The organism is Polyangium sp. 15x6, from assembly GCF_029960785.1.
Taxonomy (GTDB): domain Bacteria; phylum Myxococcota_A; class Polyangia; order Polyangiales; family Polyangiaceae; genus Polyangium.
This window is the reverse complement of sequence record NZ_JASBQE010000016.1, coordinates 66,383-86,830: the sequence shown is the minus strand read 5'-3', so window position 1 is coordinate 86,830 and position 20,448 is coordinate 66,383. Positions and strand designations below refer to the sequence as shown.

15 protein-coding genes are annotated in these 20,448 nt (G+C 68.3%); 4 read left to right on the top strand and 11 right to left on the bottom strand.

Annotated elements, in window-relative coordinates; genetic code table 11:
* Positions 1-33 precede the first annotated feature (33 nt).
* Both QHF83_RS14410 and QHF83_RS14405 read left to right on the top strand, forming a co-directional pair.
* Positions 34-1,164, top strand: coding sequence for a CotH kinase family protein (locus tag QHF83_RS14410; RefSeq protein WP_282418392.1), 1,131 nt, complete (start codon positions 34-36; stop codon positions 1,162-1,164).
* Positions 1,165-1,178: 14 nt separating this feature from the next.
* The gene (locus QHF83_RS14405) at positions 1,179-1,934 is read left to right on the top strand and encodes a polyphosphate polymerase domain-containing protein (protein WP_282418391.1); all 756 of its coding nucleotides are present in this window, start codon (positions 1,179-1,181) and stop codon (positions 1,932-1,934) included.
* A 375-nt stretch (positions 1,935-2,309) separates the two neighbouring features.
* On the opposite strand, the gene QHF83_RS14400 is transcribed toward QHF83_RS14405, so the two are convergent.
* The 8 genes from QHF83_RS14400 to QHF83_RS14365 form a co-directional block, all read right to left on the bottom strand.
* The gene (locus QHF83_RS14400; protein WP_282418390.1) at positions 2,310-3,746 is read right to left on the bottom strand and encodes a TolC family protein; all 1,437 of its coding nucleotides are present in this window, start codon (positions 3,744-3,746) and stop codon (positions 2,310-2,312) included.
* Positions 3,734-5,800, bottom strand: coding sequence for a biotin/lipoyl-binding protein (locus QHF83_RS14395; protein WP_282418389.1), 2,067 nt, complete (start codon positions 5,798-5,800; stop codon positions 3,734-3,736). The genes QHF83_RS14400 and QHF83_RS14395 overlap by 13 nt, the downstream gene beginning before the upstream one ends.
* Positions 5,801-5,802: 2 nt before the next feature.
* On the bottom strand, positions 5,803-6,486 hold the full coding sequence (locus tag QHF83_RS14390; RefSeq protein WP_282418388.1) for a DUF4956 domain-containing protein: 684 nt from the start codon (positions 6,484-6,486) through the stop codon (positions 5,803-5,805).
* Between the two features lie 45 nt (positions 6,487-6,531).
* Entirely contained in the window at positions 6,532-8,181 is a 1,650-nt protein-coding gene (locus QHF83_RS14385) for a CotH kinase family protein (protein WP_282418387.1), read from the bottom strand.
* Positions 8,182-8,299: 118 nt separating this feature from the next.
* Positions 8,300-10,348: a PEP/pyruvate-binding domain-containing protein gene (locus QHF83_RS14380; RefSeq protein WP_282418386.1), complete on the bottom strand. Its 2,049-nt coding sequence runs from the start codon at positions 10,346-10,348 to the stop codon at positions 8,300-8,302.
* Positions 10,349-10,387: 39 nt separating this feature from the next.
* Entirely contained in the window at positions 10,388-11,377 is a 990-nt protein-coding gene (locus QHF83_RS14375) for a hypothetical protein (RefSeq protein WP_282418385.1), read from the bottom strand.
* A 72-nt stretch (positions 11,378-11,449) separates the two neighbouring features.
* Entirely contained in the window at positions 11,450-12,424 is a 975-nt protein-coding gene (locus QHF83_RS14370) for a hypothetical protein (RefSeq protein WP_282418384.1), read from the bottom strand.
* A gap of 152 nt (positions 12,425-12,576) precedes the next feature.
* Positions 12,577-13,701, bottom strand: a complete 1,125-nt coding sequence (locus tag QHF83_RS14365; RefSeq protein ID WP_282418383.1) for a tetratricopeptide repeat protein — start codon at positions 13,699-13,701, stop codon at positions 12,577-12,579.
* Between the two features lie 467 nt (positions 13,702-14,168).
* Between QHF83_RS14365 and QHF83_RS14360 the strand changes: the two genes are divergently transcribed.
* Positions 14,169-14,861, top strand: coding sequence for a hypothetical protein (locus QHF83_RS14360; RefSeq protein ID WP_282418382.1), 693 nt, complete (start codon positions 14,169-14,171; stop codon positions 14,859-14,861).
* Positions 14,862-15,349: 488 nt separating this feature from the next.
* Entirely contained in the window at positions 15,350-16,183 is an 834-nt protein-coding gene (locus tag QHF83_RS14355) for a hypothetical protein (RefSeq protein WP_282418381.1), read from the top strand.
* On the opposite strand, the gene QHF83_RS14350 is transcribed toward QHF83_RS14355, so the two are convergent.
* The 3 genes from QHF83_RS14350 to QHF83_RS14340 all read right to left on the bottom strand — a co-directional run bounded on the left by QHF83_RS14350 (position 16,184) and on the right by QHF83_RS14340 (position 20,440).
* Positions 16,184-18,130: a hypothetical protein gene (locus QHF83_RS14350; protein WP_282418380.1), complete on the bottom strand. Its 1,947-nt coding sequence runs from the start codon at positions 18,128-18,130 to the stop codon at positions 16,184-16,186.
* Positions 18,131-18,173: 43 nt separating this feature from the next.
* Entirely contained in the window at positions 18,174-18,827 is a 654-nt protein-coding gene (locus QHF83_RS14345) for a hypothetical protein (protein ID WP_282418379.1), read from the bottom strand.
* Between the two features lie 368 nt (positions 18,828-19,195).
* Entirely contained in the window at positions 19,196-20,440 is a 1,245-nt protein-coding gene (locus QHF83_RS14340) for a DNA polymerase IV (RefSeq protein ID WP_282418378.1), read from the bottom strand.
* Between the last annotated feature and the right edge of the window lie 8 nt (positions 20,441-20,448).

Sequence of the window (20,448 nt, the reverse complement as noted above, 5' to 3'; positions counted from 1 at the left end):
CGCCGTTAACACGAATCTCGTACCCTCGCGGGCATGCGATACCGTCTCGCTTCGATCCTCCTCCTCACATCGGCTTTCACGGGTTGCATCGCCGAGGATCCCGTGGCGTCGGTCTTCGACCCGGCCAAGCTCCACCAGGTGGAGATCACCGTCGCTTCGACGTACCTCGGCACGCTCGGGAGCAATCTCGACGAGCGCGTCCCTTGCGACATCGTCTACGACGGCGAGCTCGTCGCGGGATCCGGCATCCGACAGAAGGGCAACACGCTCGTGGATCTCGACGACAAGCCGAGCTTTTCCGTCAAGTTCGACGAGTTCGACGATCAGGCCAAGCTCTACGGGCTGAACAAGCTCATCCTCAACAGCTCGAAGCAGGATCCCAGCTTTTTGCGCAGCCGGCTCGGCTCCGACGTGCACCTGCGCGCCGGCATCCCCGCCGCACGGGTGGCGCACGCGCAGGTGACGCTGAACGGCGTCGACAAGGGGATCTACGTGGTCGTCGAGGCCATCGACAAGGATTTCCTCCGCAGCCACTTCGGCGAAGAATTCGCCGAGGGCAACCTGTACGAGGGCCCCTGCTGCGGCGATTTCGTCGACGACATCGAACACATGGAGCTCGAGGACGAAAAAAAGGACGGCCGGACCCGCGACGATCTCCTCGCGCTCGCCCAGATCATCCAGGACACGCCCGACGCGGAGTTCGCCGACGCGCTCGAAAAGCGGCTCGATCTCGGCCGGTTCATGAAGAGCTACGCCCTCGAAGCGCTGCTCGGCCACTGGGACGGCTTCGCGTTCCGGGCGAACAACCATTACATTTACAACAACCCCGCCACCGGGCTCCTCGTGTTCATGCCCCACGGGATGGATCGCATCCTCGATGATCCGGCGTTCGACCCCGAGACCACGCCGGTGACCAAGCTGCCGCTCCGGCTCCGCGCGATCGAGGCGCTCGACATGGAGTTCCACACGCAGCTCACCGAGCTTGCCCGGACCGCGTGGGACGAGAACTCCATGCAGGCGGTCATCAACCAGGCGGACGCGGTGCTGCACACGGCGGGCTCGGGGGAGCAGACGAGCAAGGACCTCGCCGATTTCGACGCGAGCATCACCGAGCTCCGCAACATCGTGACCGTGCGCAGCGACAAGATCGCCCCCACGCCCTGAAAACGAGGCGCGCCGTGGACAACATCATCGAGCGTTACGAGTACAAATACTTGGTCCCGGAAGGGCTCGTCCCCGCCGTCCGCGCCACGGCGCGCGCGACGTCGAAGGTCGACAAATACGCCGGGCCCGACGGGACATATCGAATTCGATCGCTGTACTTCGACACGGATCGCTACGACCTCTTCTGGGCCAACGAGCGGGAGCAGGCCGATCGATTCAAGCTGCGGGCGCGCTGTTATCCCGCGAGCAAGGAGAGCCCGGTCTTCCTCGAGGTCAAACGGCGCGTGCTCGACGTCATCGTCAAGACGCGCGCCGCCATGCCCGCGGCCGCGTGGCGGGACGTGCTCGCCGGCAAGGAATCCGCGCTCGCCGCGCTCCCGCCCGGCGCGCGGTCGGGGGCCATGCGGTTCCTCGCGCCGTATCACCGGCACCACATTCGCCCGGTGCTGCTCGTCGAGTACGAGCGCGAGGCCTACATCAGCGAGATCGATACCTACGCGCGGCTCACGTTCGATCGGAAGATCGCGGTGCAGCCGCAAGAATCACTCGATCTCGAAGCGATCCCGGGGCGGTGGCGGCCGATCGATCACCGGGCGCAGACGCGGACCGAGGAGCCGGTTTGTGTCCTCGAACTGAAATTCGAGCGGCGCCCGCCGCGGTGGATGGTCTCGCTCGTCCAGCGGCTCGACCTGATCCGCTATTCCTTCTCGAAGTATTGTTATGGAGTGACCGCGGAGCTGACGCTCCCGGATGCGCGCATTCCCGGCTGACGTCACCTGGCGACGAGCAGGGGTCCCATCGGGCAACCGTTGCGCCGGGGCGCTGCCCCGGACCCCGCGGGGGCTGTTCGCCCCTCGACCCGAACCAGCGCAAGCGCTGGACTCGGGATGGAAGAACTGCGCTCCGCGCAGTTCTTCCAACGGGCCCGTGTGGCAAGACCAGGGACAACGTTGCCGGTCGAAAGGGCAGCGCGGCGGTCTTGGTTGGCAGGGGGGTCGTTCCTCGGCCTGTTCGATGAACTGCGCGAAGCGCAGTTCATCGACCCCGGGTCCAGCGCTTGCGCTGGTCCGGGTCCAGGGGCGGATAGCCCCTGGTGGGGCCTGGGGCAACGCCCCAGCGACCCCGCTTCGACATGAGACCCATGCTCAGTACCTGGCGCCGCGGGGGGCGGCGGCCGGGAAGCGGCCGCCGACGGCGCGCCGGAGCTCGGAGACGGCGGTGCGATAACGGCGCACGAGCGCGAGGAGGCGGAGCTCGACCTTGACGCGTTGCGCGTCGACGGAGAGCGCCTCGATGACGTCGACGTTTCGGCCTTCGAGCGCTCGTTTCGACGCGGTACCGGCCTGTGCGGCCGCGGAGAGGGCGCGGGCGCGGAATTCGGTGACGAGCGTGCGCGAGGCCTCGGCCTCGCGCAGGCGCGCGCGCACCTCGCGGGCGACCCGCTCGACCTCGCCGGCGAGGGCGCGCTCGGACGAGGTCTTCGCCGCGCCGGCAGCGGCGGCGCCCGCGCGATTCGTGTCGAAAATTGGCAGCTCCACGCCCGCCTGGAACGTCCAGGCGAGGCCCGTCAGCGTGCCCGGCGTGGCCAGCGTGCCCGGCGTGAATTGATACCCGACCTCCACGAACGAAAACCACGGAAAACGCCGCGCGCGCTCGGCGTACGCGCGGGCGTCGGCCGCGTCGATCCGCGCGGCTGCAATGGCGACCTCGGGCCTGCGCCGCAGCGCCTCTTCGATGAGAGCCTGCTCCGAAGGGAGATCCGGAGGAGGCCACGCGAGCGGCGGCTCGCCGACGACCTCCACGGACGCCCCGGGTTCGAGGCCGATCCGATCGAGCAATTCGCCGAGCACCTCGCGCCGGTGCGCCTGTTGCTCGGCCAGATCCGATTCGGCCTCGACCGCCGCGAGCTCGGCCATGGCCTCGTCGATCGAGGTCGCCTCCGCCGCGGCGAGGCGGTTCTTCATCTGCGCCGCGAGGGCCCTTCGCGCCTCGGCGACCGCGCGTGCCGCCTCGATCTCCGCGTCGATCAGCGCTACGTCGTCGAAGAGCCAGCGAACATCGGCCTCGATGGTAATCTCCTCGGCGCGCGCCTCGGCCTGCGCCTCGGCCTGCTCGGCGCGCGCCTCCGCGACCTCTGCGTCCACGTCCCCCGGCCGATCCGGCGAAAAACGAACCGCCGTGCGGATCTGCGGCTCGCCCTCGACGAATTGATTGAGGCGGATCTGCGAGATCCGGAGCTCCGGATTCGTGTGCTTGTTCGCCGCGGCGACGCCCGCCTCGGCCGTGGCCGCGCCCGCTTCGAGCGCCGAGAGATGCGCGCTGTTTTTCTTGGCCAGCACGACCGCGTCCTCGACGGTGAGCACGCGTGGCGCCGCGTCGGAGGCACCCGTCTGGCTCCGCTCCGCCTCGCGGCGCGTGGATTCGTCGTGGCGGACGTTGAGCGCTCCCCGGGGCCCGAGGCTCTCGCGATACATGGCGATCGCGCGCTCGGAGCCCGACATTTGCAGCGGAGCGGTGCAGCCTGCGAGAGCCGGGAGCAGCGCTGCGGGGAGCAGGGCTGCGAATCTTTTCACCGTGCCCATGGCACCTCCTCGAACAACGGGGCGGTGCTGCCCGTATCGAAGACGACCATGAGTTTGCCCGCGGAGAGCGACGGCGCGATTCCTTCGGGCTTGAGCGCCCATTTCCGCACGAGCACCGGCGTGAGCGCGCCGGACGCCGGCGCATCGACGCGCCAGAGCGCCCCCGCGTCACCGTCCGCCGTCGAGGGCGTCGACGAAATGGCGAGGCCTCCGTCGGGCAGGAACAACAGATCCGAAATGCCGCCCGGCGTGGGTTTGCCCGCGACCTCCACGTCGACACGGACGCGCGCCCAGAGCGAGGCGCCGGCGCTCGCCAGGGGCTTCGATGCGAAGAGCGCGCTCGGCGCGGTGACCTGCCAGATCATGGCATTGCCTTGCGCGTCGAGCGGAGCCTTGAGGCCGAAGTAAAGGGAGCCTCCTCGGTAGGCGAGTCCCTCGATGTCGAGCGCTCGTGTTCCATTCGGGAGCCCGAGCGCCGCGGCCTGCGCGGGGTCCGCGTCGAGCAGCTCCGCGATATGGGCCTCCCCGTCGACACGAAAACCTCGTCCCTCCTTCCGGAGGCGCAAGAGCGCCGTCCGCGCGGGCTTGCGCTTCCCTCGCTTGCTGTAGCTCTGCGACGACAAGAGGTAGATCTCGCCTGCATCGCCTGCGACAATCGCCTCGACGTCCGAGACTTCGTCGATGCCGTCCACCTGCAAAGGCTCCGGCTCGATGGCGCCGTCCTTGGACATTCCAAAAACCCAGGGCGCGCCCTCCGTGTCCTTGTCCTTCTGGCCCGTATCGTCGCTGACGACGAGATAACGACCTTCGGCCTCCCGCGCGAGAATCCCGGACGGCTCGAATCGCGTCCGTTTCGCCAGCGCGTCCGGAAGCATCATCGGGAGCACGCTCGCCGGAAGGTTCGCCGCATGGGCCGCGTTCACGTTCGCCGCATTCGTCGCGGCCTTCGTGGGGGCGACGGGTGGGGATGCGAGCGGCATGGTGGACGGCTGGAACACGACATCGAAGGCTTGCCCCGCGAGCACGTTCACCGCGCCTTCGAGCTCGACCGTGACTTCACGGCCCCACGTCGGACGGTTCGGCGCCGTCCAGCAACGAATGGGCAATTCCGCGACGACGGGGCCGAGCGTGACGGTTTTTCCGAGGAGCGGGGCACTCGCTTGCCCACGGATCCACAGCTTCGCATCATCTCCCTCGCGCAGGCCGAGCGCCACGCGCTCGGGCACGCAGGCGACGACACGCGCGCCTCCGCTCACGATGTTGAGCACCGGATCGCCGGCCACGGCGACCTCGCCAGGCCGTTTGAAGATCGCCGCGACGCGCCCGGGCCGCGACGCGCGGAGCATGTACGCCTCGCGCCTCTTCTTCAGGAGCTCGATGTTCCGCTCGGCGAAACGCAAGTCCGCGGCGAGCTTGTCTGCCGTCGCGGAGCCCTCCTGCTTGACCGCCTTCCGCCGCGCCTCGGCCGCCTTGATCTGCTTCGTGAGCAGGTTCAACGTCCTCGGCTTCTCCGCGGCGAGCGCCGCGGCTGCGGTGCGCTCGAGGTCGACCTTGGCGAGCTCCTCGAAGACCACCTGCCGGTCCTCCACGAGCTGCTTCACCCGCGCAAGCTCGCTGTCGAGCGCCTTCGCCGTGGCGGTCACCTGCAGGTGCTCCTCGCGTTGCTTCGCCGCCTCGCGCTCGAGCGACGCGAGGTCCATGTCGAGCTTTTGCAAGATCTCCGCTTCGGACGCGCGCACGTCCGCCTCGAGTTGCGCCTTCTCCGCCTCGGCGACGGCGATCTCGGCGTCGATCGCGGCCGTGTCGAGCTCCACGACGATCTGCCCCGGCGTGACCGCGTCGCCGACATGCACGTGGACCGCGACGATCTTGGCGACTTCGATCGGCGCGATCGCCTCGGGCGTCGTCTCGGCGAACCCCACGATGTGCCCGCGCCCGCCGCCCTCGCCGAAGTGCAGCCACGCCGCAGCGCCGAGGGTGGAGACGAGGCAGAGCCCGGGCGCGACGCGCTGAAGGGCCGCCTGCAATCGATATACGGTCTTCGTCGATTTCATGGCTACAGATCCAGCGTCGGCTCCTGCAGCAGCAAGGCGACGTCCTGCACCCCCGGAATGGCCTTCAGATTCGAGACGAGCGGCGAGCGCAGATCCGGCGTACGGACGCTGATCTGGTACGCATGCTCCATGATCGTCCCTTGCGCCGCCTCGCGCAGGGTGACGAGCGCGAAGGACCTGCAATGGCTCCTCAGGATCTTCATGATGGCCTCCTCCGCCTCCGGCCCGGCGGGCGCCGCGAAGCGGAGGAGACCATCGGGCTGATGGCGCGCGCCATAGCCGGTGAAATGAAGCAGCACGAATCCGATCGCGAAGATGATCGTGCCCAGGATCGCCGCGCCGTGCGCCTGGGCGCCGGTCGCCATCCCCACGCCGAGAGCCGCGAAGATGAAGATGATATCGCGCGGATCACGCAGCGACGTGCGGAACCGGACCGCCGAGAGCCCCCCCGCCATGCCGATCCCCGCGGCGATGCTGCTGCCCACGGCGAGCATCAGCATGCACGTGATCACGCTGCCCATGGCCATTCCGTGCACCGTGGAGCGCGAATACGAGAGACCGCGGAAGGTCGCCATGTACACGACCGCGATGGCCTGGCCCAGCCCGAAGGCGAGCAGGAGGGAGACGAGCGCCTTGCGCCATTCGAATGCATCCCCCTGGGTGAGCGGTTCGAGCCATTCCATCATGCGGCGTGTTCCTCGTGGCAATCGTGGGCGAGAGGGTTCAGGAGGTCACGGTCCGAGATACGTGGCCACGTCCGCCGGCCGCTCCTTCGCATGAGCGATCACGCCGGCGAGGCCCTCGTCGAACGCGGCGGGCGACGCGAGGAACGTGTACCCCGGCTGCTCGCCCTCCGCGCCGACGACGTACGGCGCGATGAGGTCGTGGGCGGCCTTGAATCGCGTCTCCATGCTCGCGGCCTCGTAGTCCTTCTCGACCGCGAGCGCGACGTAGCCGCGATATTTCTCGAGGTACACCGGGTCGTCGAGCAGGTACCGGATGAGCGGCCATTGCTCGGTGATCTCGGTCATCGCGAGCGACATGGACTGCCCGCCGAACCCTCCGCCCGACGCGGCAGGGAACGCGAAGCTGTGGTCCCAGGGGATCCACGTGAATTGCGCGTCCTTCTTCGGATCCGCGTACATGTAATAATTGTGCGGCATGCGGCCGTACTGATCCCAGTCCTCGATCACCGCGTTCAGCGCGAGCCAATGCAAGAAACGATCGACGTCGAGGCGGGCTTCGAGGCCGGCGCGCCAGGCCGCGGCGTCGGTCTTGTCGGCGTGCAGCGCGTCGAAGAGCGCCTGCGCGTCCGAAAAATCGGCCTCGTCCTCGTTGTTTTCCTTGCCGAGCGTGTCGGGGTCCCAGGTCTGCCACCGCGCGCCTGCGCCGTCGGGCTTGTAGAGGTTACCCTTGTGGCCGCCGAAATGCGTGTCCATGAACGATTCGTCCGAGGGCAGCTCGATCCCCGTATACAGCCCGAAATACTTCAGGCCCTCGCCGTGATCGATGAACACGCGATAAAACGCCGTCGCGGGCGCCGGGATCCCCGCGTTCACGAAGACCTCGGTGCCGATCTTGTCGCGCAGGAGCGAGGAATCGTTGGCGGAGTTCGAGAAGCTGAGCGCGTCGAACCCGTAGAACCGCTGGTTCTTCGTCTCCGGGTACGTGTCCTCGTACTTGTCCCAGTTGAAGCGCAGCGGCAGCTTCCAGACGCCCTGGCTCCAGGTCATGGCCAGGCTCGAATTGCCCTTGAAGCGAATGCCGACGTGCTGCCAGCTCCGATCCTCGGTCTTGACGTCACACTCGACGTAGATGGGCGTGCGGGGGAGCAGATCGACGCCGCCTTCGCCGCCCGGTCCACCCGGGCCGCCGGGGCCGCCGGGGCCTCCCTCCGGGAAGCAGAGCAGGGTGCCGATCGCGGCCGTGCACGTCCCTTGCGTTTCGACGCCATTGAGCGTGTACGTGCAAGCGTCACCTTCCGCGAGGCCATTACAAGCCTCGGTGAGCTCCGGCGGCGGCCCGCCGCCGGGCCCACCCGGTCCACCCGGCCCGCCCGGTCCGCCCATGCTTTCGCCGAACGTGCCGAGCATGTCGGTCATGTCGGCGACCATCGCCTGCCAGTTCTCGGGCGAAATGGTGATGTCGATACGAGGAACCCGATCCTGCGGGAAGGCGGCCGCGTAATCGGGATCCTCCGAACCGCTGCCGCCCTCGCCGCCGTTTCCGCCGCCGCCTTCACCGGCGCTGCCGCCCGATCCGCCGCCTCCCGCCGCGCCCGCGCCCGTCTCGGCGCTGGGATCGGTCGAGCCGCAGCCCTGGATCGCCAGGGTCAAAAGCGAAGCGAACGGTAGCACACCATGCAGGAACCGCATTTTCATCAGTCACTCCCCAAGTCCAAGGTTCGAGTCGACTGTATGTCGGGACTGCGGAGCTGATGTTACAGGTTCGTGTGCGATTGTTAAGCGTGCGAATCTCGCGGCGTCGGGAACGTCGCGCTCACTCGTCCCCGCGGCCGGGGTAGGGGCGTGCTTGCTTGATGTAGAGCGTGGGCGTCTCGCCCGGGGCGGCCTCGTCGTCGAACTTGAATTCGATGTCCATCGCGTACCAGCCCTTGTTCCCCGCGGCCGGCCCATACGCGGGGGAGAAGCGCGCGTGGATGGCGTCGAGGGCCACGCCGAGCTGATGAATCTGCGCCGTCGTGAGGACACGCTCGCCCTCGGCCAGCAAGCTCGAATGCGTGAGGTACGTGATCGGCTGGTTCGGCTGCGTGAAGTAGTAGAGGAACTGATCGCTGGTCACGCCGGGCGGCGGGGCCACGACCTCCACGTCGCCGCCGTACTGCACGTTCACGTAAAATGCGGGATCGACCCCCGCCTCGTCGAACGGATTCGCCGTGACGGCCACGCCGTTCGCCTCCTCGTCCGGGAAGTTGTGGTGCACGAGCAGGGCCATGCCGATCGATTTGTGATCGATGCCGTAATAGCTGCGCTCCTCGAACGTGCGGAAGAGCCAGGCGCTCGCGTAGGTCTCGCGGATGGCGTCGAGCACGTCCGGCCAGTCGGTCGGGTCTCCCGTATGCGACTCGTAGCAGCCGGCGCAGGGGAAACCCTCGAGATCCTCGCTGTTCGTGCTGGTGCGGAAGCGCATCTTGTGCGTCCCGTATTCGGCCGCGATCTTCTCCTTCAGCAGCTCCTGGAACGCGGCGTCGACGGGAGCCGCCTCCATGGCCTTGCGCAAGTCCGCGAGCTTCTGATCACGGACGGCCGCGTCCGCCTGGAACGTGGGATCCGCGAGCAGCGCGTCGATCTGGTCGTAGAACCCGTTCTGCTTCATGAACTGGTCGTAGTAATGGACCGGGATCGCGAAGGCCTTCTGGATCGGGACGTCCTCGGTCCGCACGAGGATCGAGTAATGCGCGGCCTTTCCGCCGAAGGCGAGCACCGATTTCTTGATCGCGTCCCGGAGCGACGCGCCGGCCGCGGGCTCGGGCGTCACGTCCTCGAGGTTCCACAGGCCCGTGACCGATAGATCCAGCGTCGGGAGCACGACGGGCTCGGGCTTGTGCGCGTCCCAGAAGGCCTGGGCCTCTTCGAGCGTGACCTCGCGGACGCCCCACGTCGAGGCGCCCACCGTGAGCTCGACCAATTTGCCTTCGAGCCCCCGCAGCGTGGGATTCGTCATGGCATGGCGGAGCCCCATGTTCGGCGTCCCTCGGTTCTGGGAGAGCACATTTACGTGCGAGAGCGGCGTCTGGAATTCTTCGGTGACGAGGCCCTGGATGACGGAGATGTCGTTCGGCGCCTCGTCGAGCACCACGATGTCCTCGTGCGAGACGTACTCGGTATCGAGATCCGCGGCCTTCAGGAAGCGGAGCCGGCCCATGGAGGAGCCGAGCGAGAGCGGCTGGTAATCGATCGCCGCATAAAGCTCGTCCGTGGTCTTCACGGGGACGTCCGTGCCGAGTTTGTCCGCCTCGACGGCCACCGCGTCCGACGTGGGGTGGAAGAAGAGATTTCCGCCGAAGTAGGCCGATTTCGCGACCGTCTCGTACAGCGTCGTGATCATGGCCGCCGAGGCGGTGTCGTACGGGGCGATCTCGAGCGCCCAGACCTTCGGGCCCTCGTAGTACGTCACCGCGCCGAGCAAGAAGCGGCGATCCGGCGTGTAATACTCGGTCGCGTTGAAGCTCGACAGCTCGGGCACGAGCGGAAGGTCATTGCCCGAGAGGTGCTTCGAGGCGAACTCGTAGTGGATCTTGTAGAGGACGCTGTTCTGGAAGTAGAGCGCATTGTCGTCGGCCTGATCCAGGACGACCTTGACCGAGCGCGCGCCCGGCAGATCGGCGCGGAGGGGCTCCGAGGCGAGCGCCTGGAAGTCCCCGTTGCAGCCGATCACCTGCAAGAACTCCGGGGATTCGCTGCCGCTCGCGAGCTGGCATTCGAACACGGGGCCCGCGGGCGCGGCGGTGTCGCTGCACGCGAGTGGCAGCGCGGCGACGAACAAAACGAGACCCAGCGCCGTGGCGGCGCGTTTGTGTAAGGACATGATTTCCTCCCGAAGAAAGCCGAAGTCGAGTCGCGAGCGTCAGGGGACGAGCGAGAAGCAATAGAAGCCGCCGTATCCGCCGCCGGAGCCCACCGTGACCGCGCCCGGCTGGGGCCCGCCCATTTCGATGAGGTTCACGCCCGGCGCGCAGCCGGACTCGTTGAGCGAGGACATCCAGTTCGCCATGCTGCCATCCCCGCCGCCCGGCCCCGGGCCGCCGCCGCCGCCGAACCGCGGCCACGAATGCCCCACGCGCGGCCGGCCTTCGCTCGCGAGATCACCGAGGTTGCTCGTCCAGTCCTTGCATGTCGCGGTCGCGCTGAAGAGCGTACCTTGCGCGTTCGTACCGGTGAGCATGTCGTGGTTGTCGACCTGCCCCTGATTCGGATCGGGCTGGTGGTTCGGGACGCCGTCCTCGTTCGGGAAATCATTGATGATGGCCGCGTCGGCCCCCGTGGGGCGCTCGGTCAGGAGATCGGTCTTGTTCGCCGCGAGCAATCGCCCGAGCCGGTCGTACCAGGGGCCCTCGCCAATGCGATCCTTGGCGTCGACCTGCTGCCCGTCCTCGCCCGCGGTGGCGCTCAGGAACGCGCGCCACGGCTTCTGCCCCGCGCCCGGCATGCTCTTTTCGGCGATCGTCGCGCAGATCTTGTCGGCGCCGCGGAGCCCGGCGCCGGCGCCCGTCTCGCCGAAGCGGAGATCGCCGCCGAACCCCTCGGAATTGCCCGAGAGCTCCTGCAAGGCGCGCAAGCTCGTCACGAAGAAGCTGAACTTTTCGGTCGTGCCGCCGCCGCCGGCGCCCGCGTCGCCGCCGCTGCCGCCATTGCCTCCACCACTTCCGCCGGTGCCTTCGCCGCCCGTGCCACCGGCGCCGCCCGCGCCGCCATTGCCGCTCGACGCGGAGGACGCGCTGCTCCCGGAGCCGCCGTTCCCGAGGCCGAGATCATTGTCACTGCTGCTACCGCAACCCACGACAAACGAGAGCACCGCGCTGCCCAAGAGGGGCAGCGCCCATCGGTGTGCGTTCATGACAAGCTCCTTTCTAGAGCTCGCTGGATTCGTTCCAGCTCATTCTTCGGATGCTCGGCATCCGGAGGAAATTCATTTGCAGGTGAGATCGGCCTGGCAGATCTGACCGCTCGGGCAATCTTCGTCGACGGTACACGACGTGAGCCCGGGGATCTGCACGGCTTCCTCGATCGACGAGGTGACGACGAGGTCGACGCGGCCCTCTTTGATGGTCGTGGAGCCCGTCGATTTCCGAGCGACCACGATGGAAGGATACCCCGCGATCCCGAGGTCGATGAGTTTCGTCAGGAGCGCGGCGGAAATCTCCAGGGAGCCGGTGTCGTCCGTGTCGCACTCGATCATGCCCTTCGTGCCGCCGTGATGGCTGATGTCGAGTTTCACGTAAATGCGAGAGCTCCCGGCCTTCGTCGGTGGTGTCCACGCGAGGGAGACGGGTTTGCCCGATTCGAGCGTGAGCGTCTCGCTCGTGAGGTCGAGGGGAGCGATGCCGGCGGCTTCGAGCGTGAAGGCGCTGAAGTAATCACCAGCCGCCTGGAAGGAGATCACGTCCCCCTCGGCGAACGCAGGGTAGGGGAGCTTCACGCCGGCGGGCGGTTGATAGGCGTTCACCACGGGATCCATGCTGAACCCCTCGTCGCCCGATTCCGTATGCAGGCCCTTGACCGTGACCTTGCCGGCGCCGTGCGCGAGCGGGTAGTCCTGGCATTGATCGTCCTCGACGCAGGCCGCGCTGCCGCCGCAAGGCGTGCTGCAAAAAGGGACGCGCGGCGTGGAGAGCTTGCACGCGCCTTCCTTTGCGGCTTCCTCCCAGATGATCTGCGAGGGCGTGGGGCCGTCGTATACCTTGCCGAGCACCGCGGTGCTCCCCGGCGTCGCCGGCGTATTCCCGGACGCAGGGACCGGCGCGACGAGGCGCACCTGGAACGAGCCAACGAGAATGGAAGAGTCGCCGGGCTCGACGTCGGGCGGGCCGCCGCCTTCACCGCCATTGCCGCCGGCCCCGGGCGCGCTCCCGCCGTCGGAGCTGGAGCAGGCGAGGAGAGGCAAACAAAAAAGCCCGGCCAAAGCCGCGGCGGCGTGCCGCGTTCGAGGTTTTTTTCGCGTTTTTCGTGGCAAGCCAAGCGCAAGCGTCGTCATGTGACGACAGTGCGCCAATCCGGTGAACCTGTTGTTGTGTTCTCGTTAGCGATTGTTAACGCTCACAACGGTCGAGCGCGCGTGCGCACGAGAAAATTCTGCACCGCCTCGATCGGATCCCCGGTGGCTTTCGCCCATTCCTGCTTGTACGCCTCGAGCTCGGGCCGGAACGACTCTTCATAACGAATCACGAGGACGAACGGTCGGAGGTTGCCGAGCTTCGTGAGCTCGGGCAAGAGCCTGAGCTCGGGGTCGAGCTCACGAAACGCAGCGTCATTGTTGTCGCGAAGCCAGGTGATGGCCTCGTTCATCCGCGTGATCGCCGCAAGCTCGCAGGCATGGCGTGACGCATTCGACCTGGCCCCCTCGATCCAAGCGGTGGCGTGCTGCTTCCACACCGCAGTCGTGGCAGGCGGGGCCGACTCGTCGAACAAGATCGTATTCTTCTGAAGGTCCGGTAACGCCGTCGGGCTCGGGCGAAACCGGCGCATCTTTACGCCGCCAGCAGCGAGCAGCCGATCGAGCATGAGCCACGCGGACCAGTACCGCGGGTTCGCCGCAATCGCGCCATACACCGCGCGCCACATGGGCGTATGCTCCTCGAGCATGAGATGAGCATCCGCGAGGAACTTGAAAGCCTGGGGATCGAGCGGATCGAGCTCGGTCGCGCGCCGGAAGCAAAACACGGCCTCGGGGAGGCGCTTCTGGTTGTAGTAGGTGTTGCCGAGGTACTTGTGCGCAGTGGCATCCGTGGGATCGAGCTTGGTCGCGCGCACGAAATGAGGCTCGGCCTCGGCAAACCGGCCCGCCATGAAGCGCTCATTGCCAAGGTTCAAGAGCTCGAGCACCTCGGGTCGATGCGGGCGGTCGACCCTGCAAAGGACCGCAGCAATCTTCCCGATGGTCTCACGCGCCACAGGCAAGCTCCAGTCGAGCGCAAGCGCCTCGAGCACGACGAGCTCGGCCCGCGCAACCATACGCGCAACCCACGTCTCGTCGAAAAACAAAGCCGCCTCGAGCATCCAACGCCCAGCCTCGCCGAGCGTCGCCGCGCAGTCCCCATCCGCCTCGATCGCCTGGCCAGCAAGCGCATAAGCCTCACGCGGCCGATTCGCCGCAATCTCACGCGCAGCCCCGTCGAGGCACGCACGCGCCATCGCGTTGGGGACTCTGCCTTGGCTCGTCATGGTGCGGCATTCTACACGGACGTGTCGTGAGCATGGCGGCTCTTCTTGGGGGCGCCGCGCCGGGGCTCTGCCCCGGACCCCGCGGGGGCTGTCCGCCCCTCGACCCGGACCAGGGCAAGCCCTGGACTCGGGGTGGAAGAACTGCGCTCCGCGCAGTTCTTCCACCGGGCCCGTGAGAGAGCCTTGCCCGTCGAAAGGGCAGCGCGGCTGTCTTGGCTGGCGGGGTCGCCCTTGGTCTTGCCTCGGGCCTGTTCGATGAACTGCGCATCGCGCAGTTCATCGACCCCGGGTCCAGCGCTTGCGCTGGTCCGGGTCCAGGGGTGGACAACCCCTGGTGGGGCCTGGGGCGAAGCCCCAGCGCAGCGCCCCCGTTTGCGCTCCTTCTTGCGTTTTCCCGCTCACTGCGTGTAACGTCCGTTTGCATGAGACATCTGTCCTTGGCGGCTCTCAAGGTTGCGTTTGCCGACTTGTTCGGCCCGCGTCACGCGGCGCTGGTCGTGTCTGGCGCGGGCAAGACGTACGAGTCCATTCTCCTCGCGAAGAAGCAGCAGATCGACGCGCTCCCGGGGGCGCTCACGGGGGGCAAGCCGCTCGCCGAGTCGATTGCGGAGGCCGACGACGAGCATGATGGGTTCGGCGCGGCGATCTGGCACGTGACGGAGGCGTATATGCGGTGCCCCAAGGTGCCGGCGCATGTGCGGGCGGCGGTCGAGCGGGTGCGGGCGGCGTTCATTCCGCAGCTCGACGACTTGCGGGCGAGTTACGTCGAGGAGGCGCATGCGGCCTTCGAGCACCGGAAGCAGATCGAGGAGCTGAAGGCTGACTTGCAGCTCATCCCCATCGCGGATGGGCTCACGCTGCTCGATTGGGCCGAGGGGTACGTGGGCGCGGCCGAGCAGATCGGCGCGCTGCTCAGCCAGCGGGCCGACGTGGACACGGGCGCGCGGCGCGACGCGGGCCGGATCCGGACGGCGACACTGGCGGTGCTGGGCCGGTTCCGGGGGGCGCTGGGGGACGAGCTGGCTGTGAATGCGGCCCTGCCGAGGGACCTGGACGCGCAGGTCTTCGGGTTGTTCGATCAGCTCGACCAGATGCGGGCGGACGCGCTGGCGGGGAAGAAGGCCTCGGCTGGCGAGCCTGCGAGCCCCGAAACGCCCTGACGATCACCCCTGGGTCCTGTCGGCAGGGCATCGGCGGGGTCGGCTTCATGTCCGCGGCCTGTCGACAGGGCGCCGGGGGCAAGACGACTACCCCGATGGCCTGTCGACAGGGCGTCGGGGGCAAGACGACTACCCCGATGGCCTGTCGACAGGGCGTCGGGGTGATCGGCTTGATGGGCAAGGCCCTGTCGACAGGGCGTCGGGGGCATCGCCTTCATGTCGGCGCGCTGGCGACAGGGCGGCGGGAGGGTCGCGTTCATCGTTGCGCCCTGTCGACAGGCCTTCGGGGGGAAGGGGTTGCTGTTCGTGGCCTGTCGACAGGGGAACGGGGTGGTCGACGCATGAAGATCGGCTGCCGCGCAGCCACCGGCAGTGCCCTTCGTGACACGGGGCAACGATTGATCTGCTCGCCGACGCGTGATAGACGCCCACAGCGTCAACGAATTGACGGGTGTCTCTTACAATCCAAGAGCAATTTGGGTGATACGATGAAACATACCATCCCGACGCGGAAGAGCGGGCTCCTGGGACCGCTGTTCCTCTTGCTCGCGTGCGCGGGTCCGCTCGGCTGCGGAGCGCTGATCGCCGCTGCGACGTCCGACGGAGGCGCGGCGACGGAGGAAGGCAAGGCGTGGCTCGCGGACTTCGCGAAGATGTACAATGCCACCGTCGAGGCATCGAAGACGGACTTCGCCTCGATGGAGGCCTACTTCAATGCCGTCGTCCAGGCGCAGGCCTGCTCCGATGCCACCCACGGGACCTTCGAGGACGGGTGGACCGTCGAGACCGTCGAGGGCCCCATGAAGGTCGAGGACGCCGAGCGGAAATGCGGGCAGATGCGGGACGCCATCCGCAAGAAGGGCTCGACCGAAGAGGGGTGTGGGTATGCCTCGCTTTACGTGAGGGCCGGCGAGCAGCGCCCCGGGACGGAGTGGACCACGACCGTCATGCCCCTCCGGAACATCGGCAGCATGTCCGCGCAGAGATTGGACGGCGCCCGCCAGATCGTCCCCTGCGACCGGGTGCCCGCGAAGGGCAACAAGCCCGCGCCCATCTGGAAAAAGGAGCACGTGAAGGGGGCCGAGGAGATCTGCGAGGCCGGCTCGATCATCGTGTACGACTCGACCGACTGGGAGATCGAGAACGCCACGGAGGGCGAGGAGAAGTATCTCGTCCGTCACCTCGACGGCGTTTGCTGGTATCCGAAAGCGCCGGTCGGCGATGCGTTCGACGTGCCCCCGCCCTGCCGAGACGACGGGACCCCGCCGAACGACGAGACGTTCAGCTGTCTCACGAAGGCGGGGAAGCTCGTCTTGAAGTGATTACTTCTTCGTGAAGTCGCAGCTCCCGCCGGTGCAGCCCTCCGGCACCGTGATCTTGGGCTGACCCGCCCAGACCGATTTCAGATACGTCGTGATCTGCTGGCGCGCCGCGTCCCCGGCGGGCCCGCCCTCCGCGGCGAATCCGTGGATGCCATACGGATCCATGTCCGGCGTGCGGAACTGCGTGAGCCCACTCTTGCCGACCACCTCGGCCGACGTCTCGACGCCCAGGATCGGGCTCAAGACCGCGCCCACCTGGCCCGCCCCGACCGCGACCGAGAGCAACGCCGTGCCCTCGTTCGGCAAGATGGGGTCGCCCATGCTCTCCTGGATCAGATAAGCCGTCGGCTCGTCGGGCATTCGATCCGCCCAGATCGCGCCGTCGACGTCGTCCCAGTTCGATTGGCTCAGCGTGAGCGCATGCCTGACGTCGAGGTTGCCGCCGTACGTCGCGCGGAGCAGGCCCTGGATCGTGCCGTAGACGTTCGAGCCGGGAATGAAATGGGTCCAGCCGGCACCGGGGACGTTGAGGACGCCGTAATGCATGTCGGGGTCCGCGGAGGCATACACGAGGCCGAGCGTGCCGCCGAGGGAGCCGCCCGCCCAGACCGGGACGCTGCCGTCGGGCTCGCGGCCCATGAGCGGATTCGCCCCGCCGTCGAAGGTGGGGCCCGAGAGCAATTCGCCGAGCGTCGTGTTCATCGCCGCCTGCACGCCCGCGCCGTCGGCGAGGGCCTGCATGAGCCGCGCGGTGGAGCGGTGCGTGGCCTCGGCCATGCGCGTCATGCCGACGAACGTCCCGATGACGTCGTCGCCCGTCCAGCCGTCGAAACGCATGCCGACCTTGCCGATGCCATTCTGGCCGAGCTCCTGGTCGAAGGAGCCGTCATCGACATTGCCGCCCATGCCATGGCCATACATGACGAATCGGTAATTGCCGCTGCCGGCCGGGACCATGACGCGGAAGGGCGCCTCGTGCGTGCCCTTCGGGACGACGGCGCCGGCCGCGTCGACCGAGAGGTCGAGGTCGTCCTCGAGGAACGACGGGAGCCCGACGAGCCGGCCCATCACGACGGCCGCGACGGCCGGGTTCGGGTCCCAGGCGACGGAGTCGATTTCGACGGTGACGCTGCCCTGGGTGACGGCGTCGATCGCAGCCTTGCGCATGGCCGTGAGCCGCTTCGTGGGGTCGTCGGCGGAGCGGGTCGTGAAGTCGAAGACGCGCAGGACGCGGGCCGGATCGATGCCCGCCTCCGCGAGGAGCTTTCGGGTCGGGGCGTGGTAGCCGCGCAGATCGGCCTCGGCCTGCGAGGCCGGGGTGGCGAGGCCGAGCGCGACGCGGGTCTGGTGCGTCGGCTCGATCGCGGCGCCGCCCTCCATTTTGAGGTCGTCGAGCACGACGGCGACGTAATCGGCGCCGGGCTCGAGGGGGTGCAGGGGATACCCGAGGACGAGGGTCTCGGCGGCCGGATCCTCGCCCGGCGTGGCGGAGAGGCGCAACGGGACGGATTCGCCGCGGCGCGCGTGGTCGTGCTGCGCGAGGAGGAGGCGCACCGGGCCCTCGGTGAAGGAGCCCGCGGCGGGCAGGGCGACGGGGCCAGCGAAGCCAATGGCGAGAGGCGAGACGCGGGAAAACCCGTCGGCAAGGGCGAGGGAGCGAGGATCGTCGTCGACGGGGAGGCTCGTGGCCTCGAGGTGGAGGCGGACGCCGGTGGCGGTGGCCGGGTCCGCGGTGAGGAAGGCGCTGGAGGGCCAGGGGAGGAGGCACCGGAGGTCGTCCGGATCGCCGCAGGGAGCCGTCAGGGGCGCGCGGGCGCCCTCGACGCGATCAGGCGCGGTGAAGACAGGCGCGTCGTCACTGCCGCAGCCGGCGAGGAGGAAAGCGTGGGCGAAGGCGTAGGCGAGGAGGGGGCGCGGCGCACGAGCGCCCAGATATTTCAAGGGCATGGCCAGGCCACCTTAACGGAGCGGCCAGGCTCATGACAACGATTCAGGTGCCGGCGCGCCAGAGCGCGTAGATGGCGCCCCAGGACATGGCGAGCAGGACGACGAAGACGAGGTAGGAGAGGCGCTCGATCGTGCGGATCGACTTGCGGCTCGCGGCGAGGCCCCAGCCCATCGAGAAGGTGCCGATGCCATTCGCGAGGTGATACGCGACGCCGAGGGTGCCGAGGAGGTAGACCACGAGCGTCGGCATGTGGTGGTGCATCTCGTGCGAGATGTCCGAGAAGGCCTCGGCATGGCCAAGGAGAAGGCGCGGGCGGAGCAACGCGAGCCAGATGTGCGCGCCGAGGAAGAAGAGCACGCCGACAGCGCTCGCGCGCTGGAGGATGTAGCGGAGGTTGGCGAAGTAGCCATACCGCTCGTTGTTCGGGCGCATGCTCTTGAGCCGGCCGAGGCCCCACACCGTGTGGATCACGAGGGGCAGGAGGACGACGAGGAGCGTGACCCCATGCGCGACGGGGTGCGCGTGGTCCGTGACGGACGCTTGCCACGCCTCGGCGCCCTGGAAGGCCGCGAGGTTGTCCCATACGTGGTTCACGGTCCAGACGCCGAGCGGAGCCACGGCGAGGAGCGATCCGAGGCGCGAGGCGACGAACGTCCTGCGCGCGCCGCGAGAAGCATCGATGGTCTCGGCCGACATGCGGTCGCCTTAGTAGCTTTGGGCAGGAATGACAAGAGGAGGTCTCATCCGGGAGGCGCTTCGCTGGGGCGTTGCCCCAGGCCCCACCAGGGGCTATCCGCCCCTGGACCCGGACCAGCCAGGGGCTGGACCCGGGGTCGATGAACTGCGCGATGCGCAGTTCATCGAACAGGCCAGGTCAAGACCAGCCACGACCCTGCCAAGCAAGGCAGCCGCGCTGACGTTTCGACAGGCAAGGCTGTCTCACCGGCCCGTTGGAAGAACTGCGCGGAGCGCAGTTCTTCCACCCTCGGTCCAGGCCGTGCCTGGTCCGGGTCGAGGGGCGGATAGCCCCCGCGGGGCCCGGGGCAGAGCCCCGGCGCGGCGGCTCAGCCCCGCTCCCTCCGGGGGAGGCGCGAGGGCGCGTCGAACTGCGCTGCGCCGACCTTCCGGCGGGCCTCGTCGTCTGCGCTGCCGTGCCCGAGGCCTGCGACGTCGGCTGGGACGACGGCGGCTGGGCCGAAGCGGTCGGCGATGCGGTCGAGGACCTGGTTCAGGCGTTTCGAGCGCTGCGCGCCCTGGTCGAAGAGCGGGAGCTGGCCCCCGCCGCGGCTGAGCTCGTGGGCGGAGACGCCCGTGAGGCGGACGCGGCGCGACATGGGCAGGCCGTCGAGGAGTGCGAGGGCCGCGCGGTGGAGGACCTGGCCGTCGTCGGTGGGCTCGTCGAGCGTGGTTCGGCGCGTGACGAGGGTGTGGTCCGAGAGCTTGACCTTGAGGACCACCACCCGCGTGACGAGCCCCGCGCGGCGCAAGCGGCGGCCGACACGCAAGGCCTGAGCATGCACGTGCGGGGTGAGGGCCGCGATGCCCTGGAGGTCCTCCTCGAACGTGTCCTCGGCCCCGAGGGATTTTTGTTCGCGATCTGGGACGACGGGACGATCGTCGCCGTGGCCGGTCGCGAGGGCATGAATGTGCGGGCCGAGCTTGCCGAGCAGCACCCCGAGCGAGACGGGATCCCGCGCAGCGACATCGCCGATGGTGTGCAAGCCCTGCGCGCGCAGGATCTCCTCGGTCTTCGGCCCGACGCCCCAGAGGCGCGAGACGGGCAGAGGCGCGAGGAACTGCGTGGTCTCCTCGGGCGCGACGATCCGCTGGCCGTTCGGCTTGGCGAGGTCGGAGGCGATCTTGGCGACGAGCTTCGAGGAGGCGACGCCGGCCGAGGCCGGAAGGGAAAGCTCGGCCGCGATGCGCGCGCGAATGTGCGTGGCGATGGCCTCGCCGGTGCCGAAGAGCCCGCGGGAGGCCGTGACGTCGAGGAAGGCCTCGTCGAGCGAGAGAGGCTCGACGAGGGGCGTGACGGATTCGAAGATGGCGTGGATCTGCTCGCTCGCCTCGACGTACGCGGAGAAACGCGGTGCGACGACGATCGCCGAGGGCGCGAGGACGAGCGCGCGGGCCATGGGCATGGCGCTGCGCACGCCGAAGCGACGGACCTCGTAGGAGGCGGCGCAGACGACGCCGCGGCGCGGATGTCCGCCGACGATGACGGGGCGGCCGCGCAGGCGCGGGTCGTCCCGCTGCTCGACGGAGGCGTAGAACGCATCCATGTCGACGTGCAGGACGACCCGGCTCATGGGCCCAC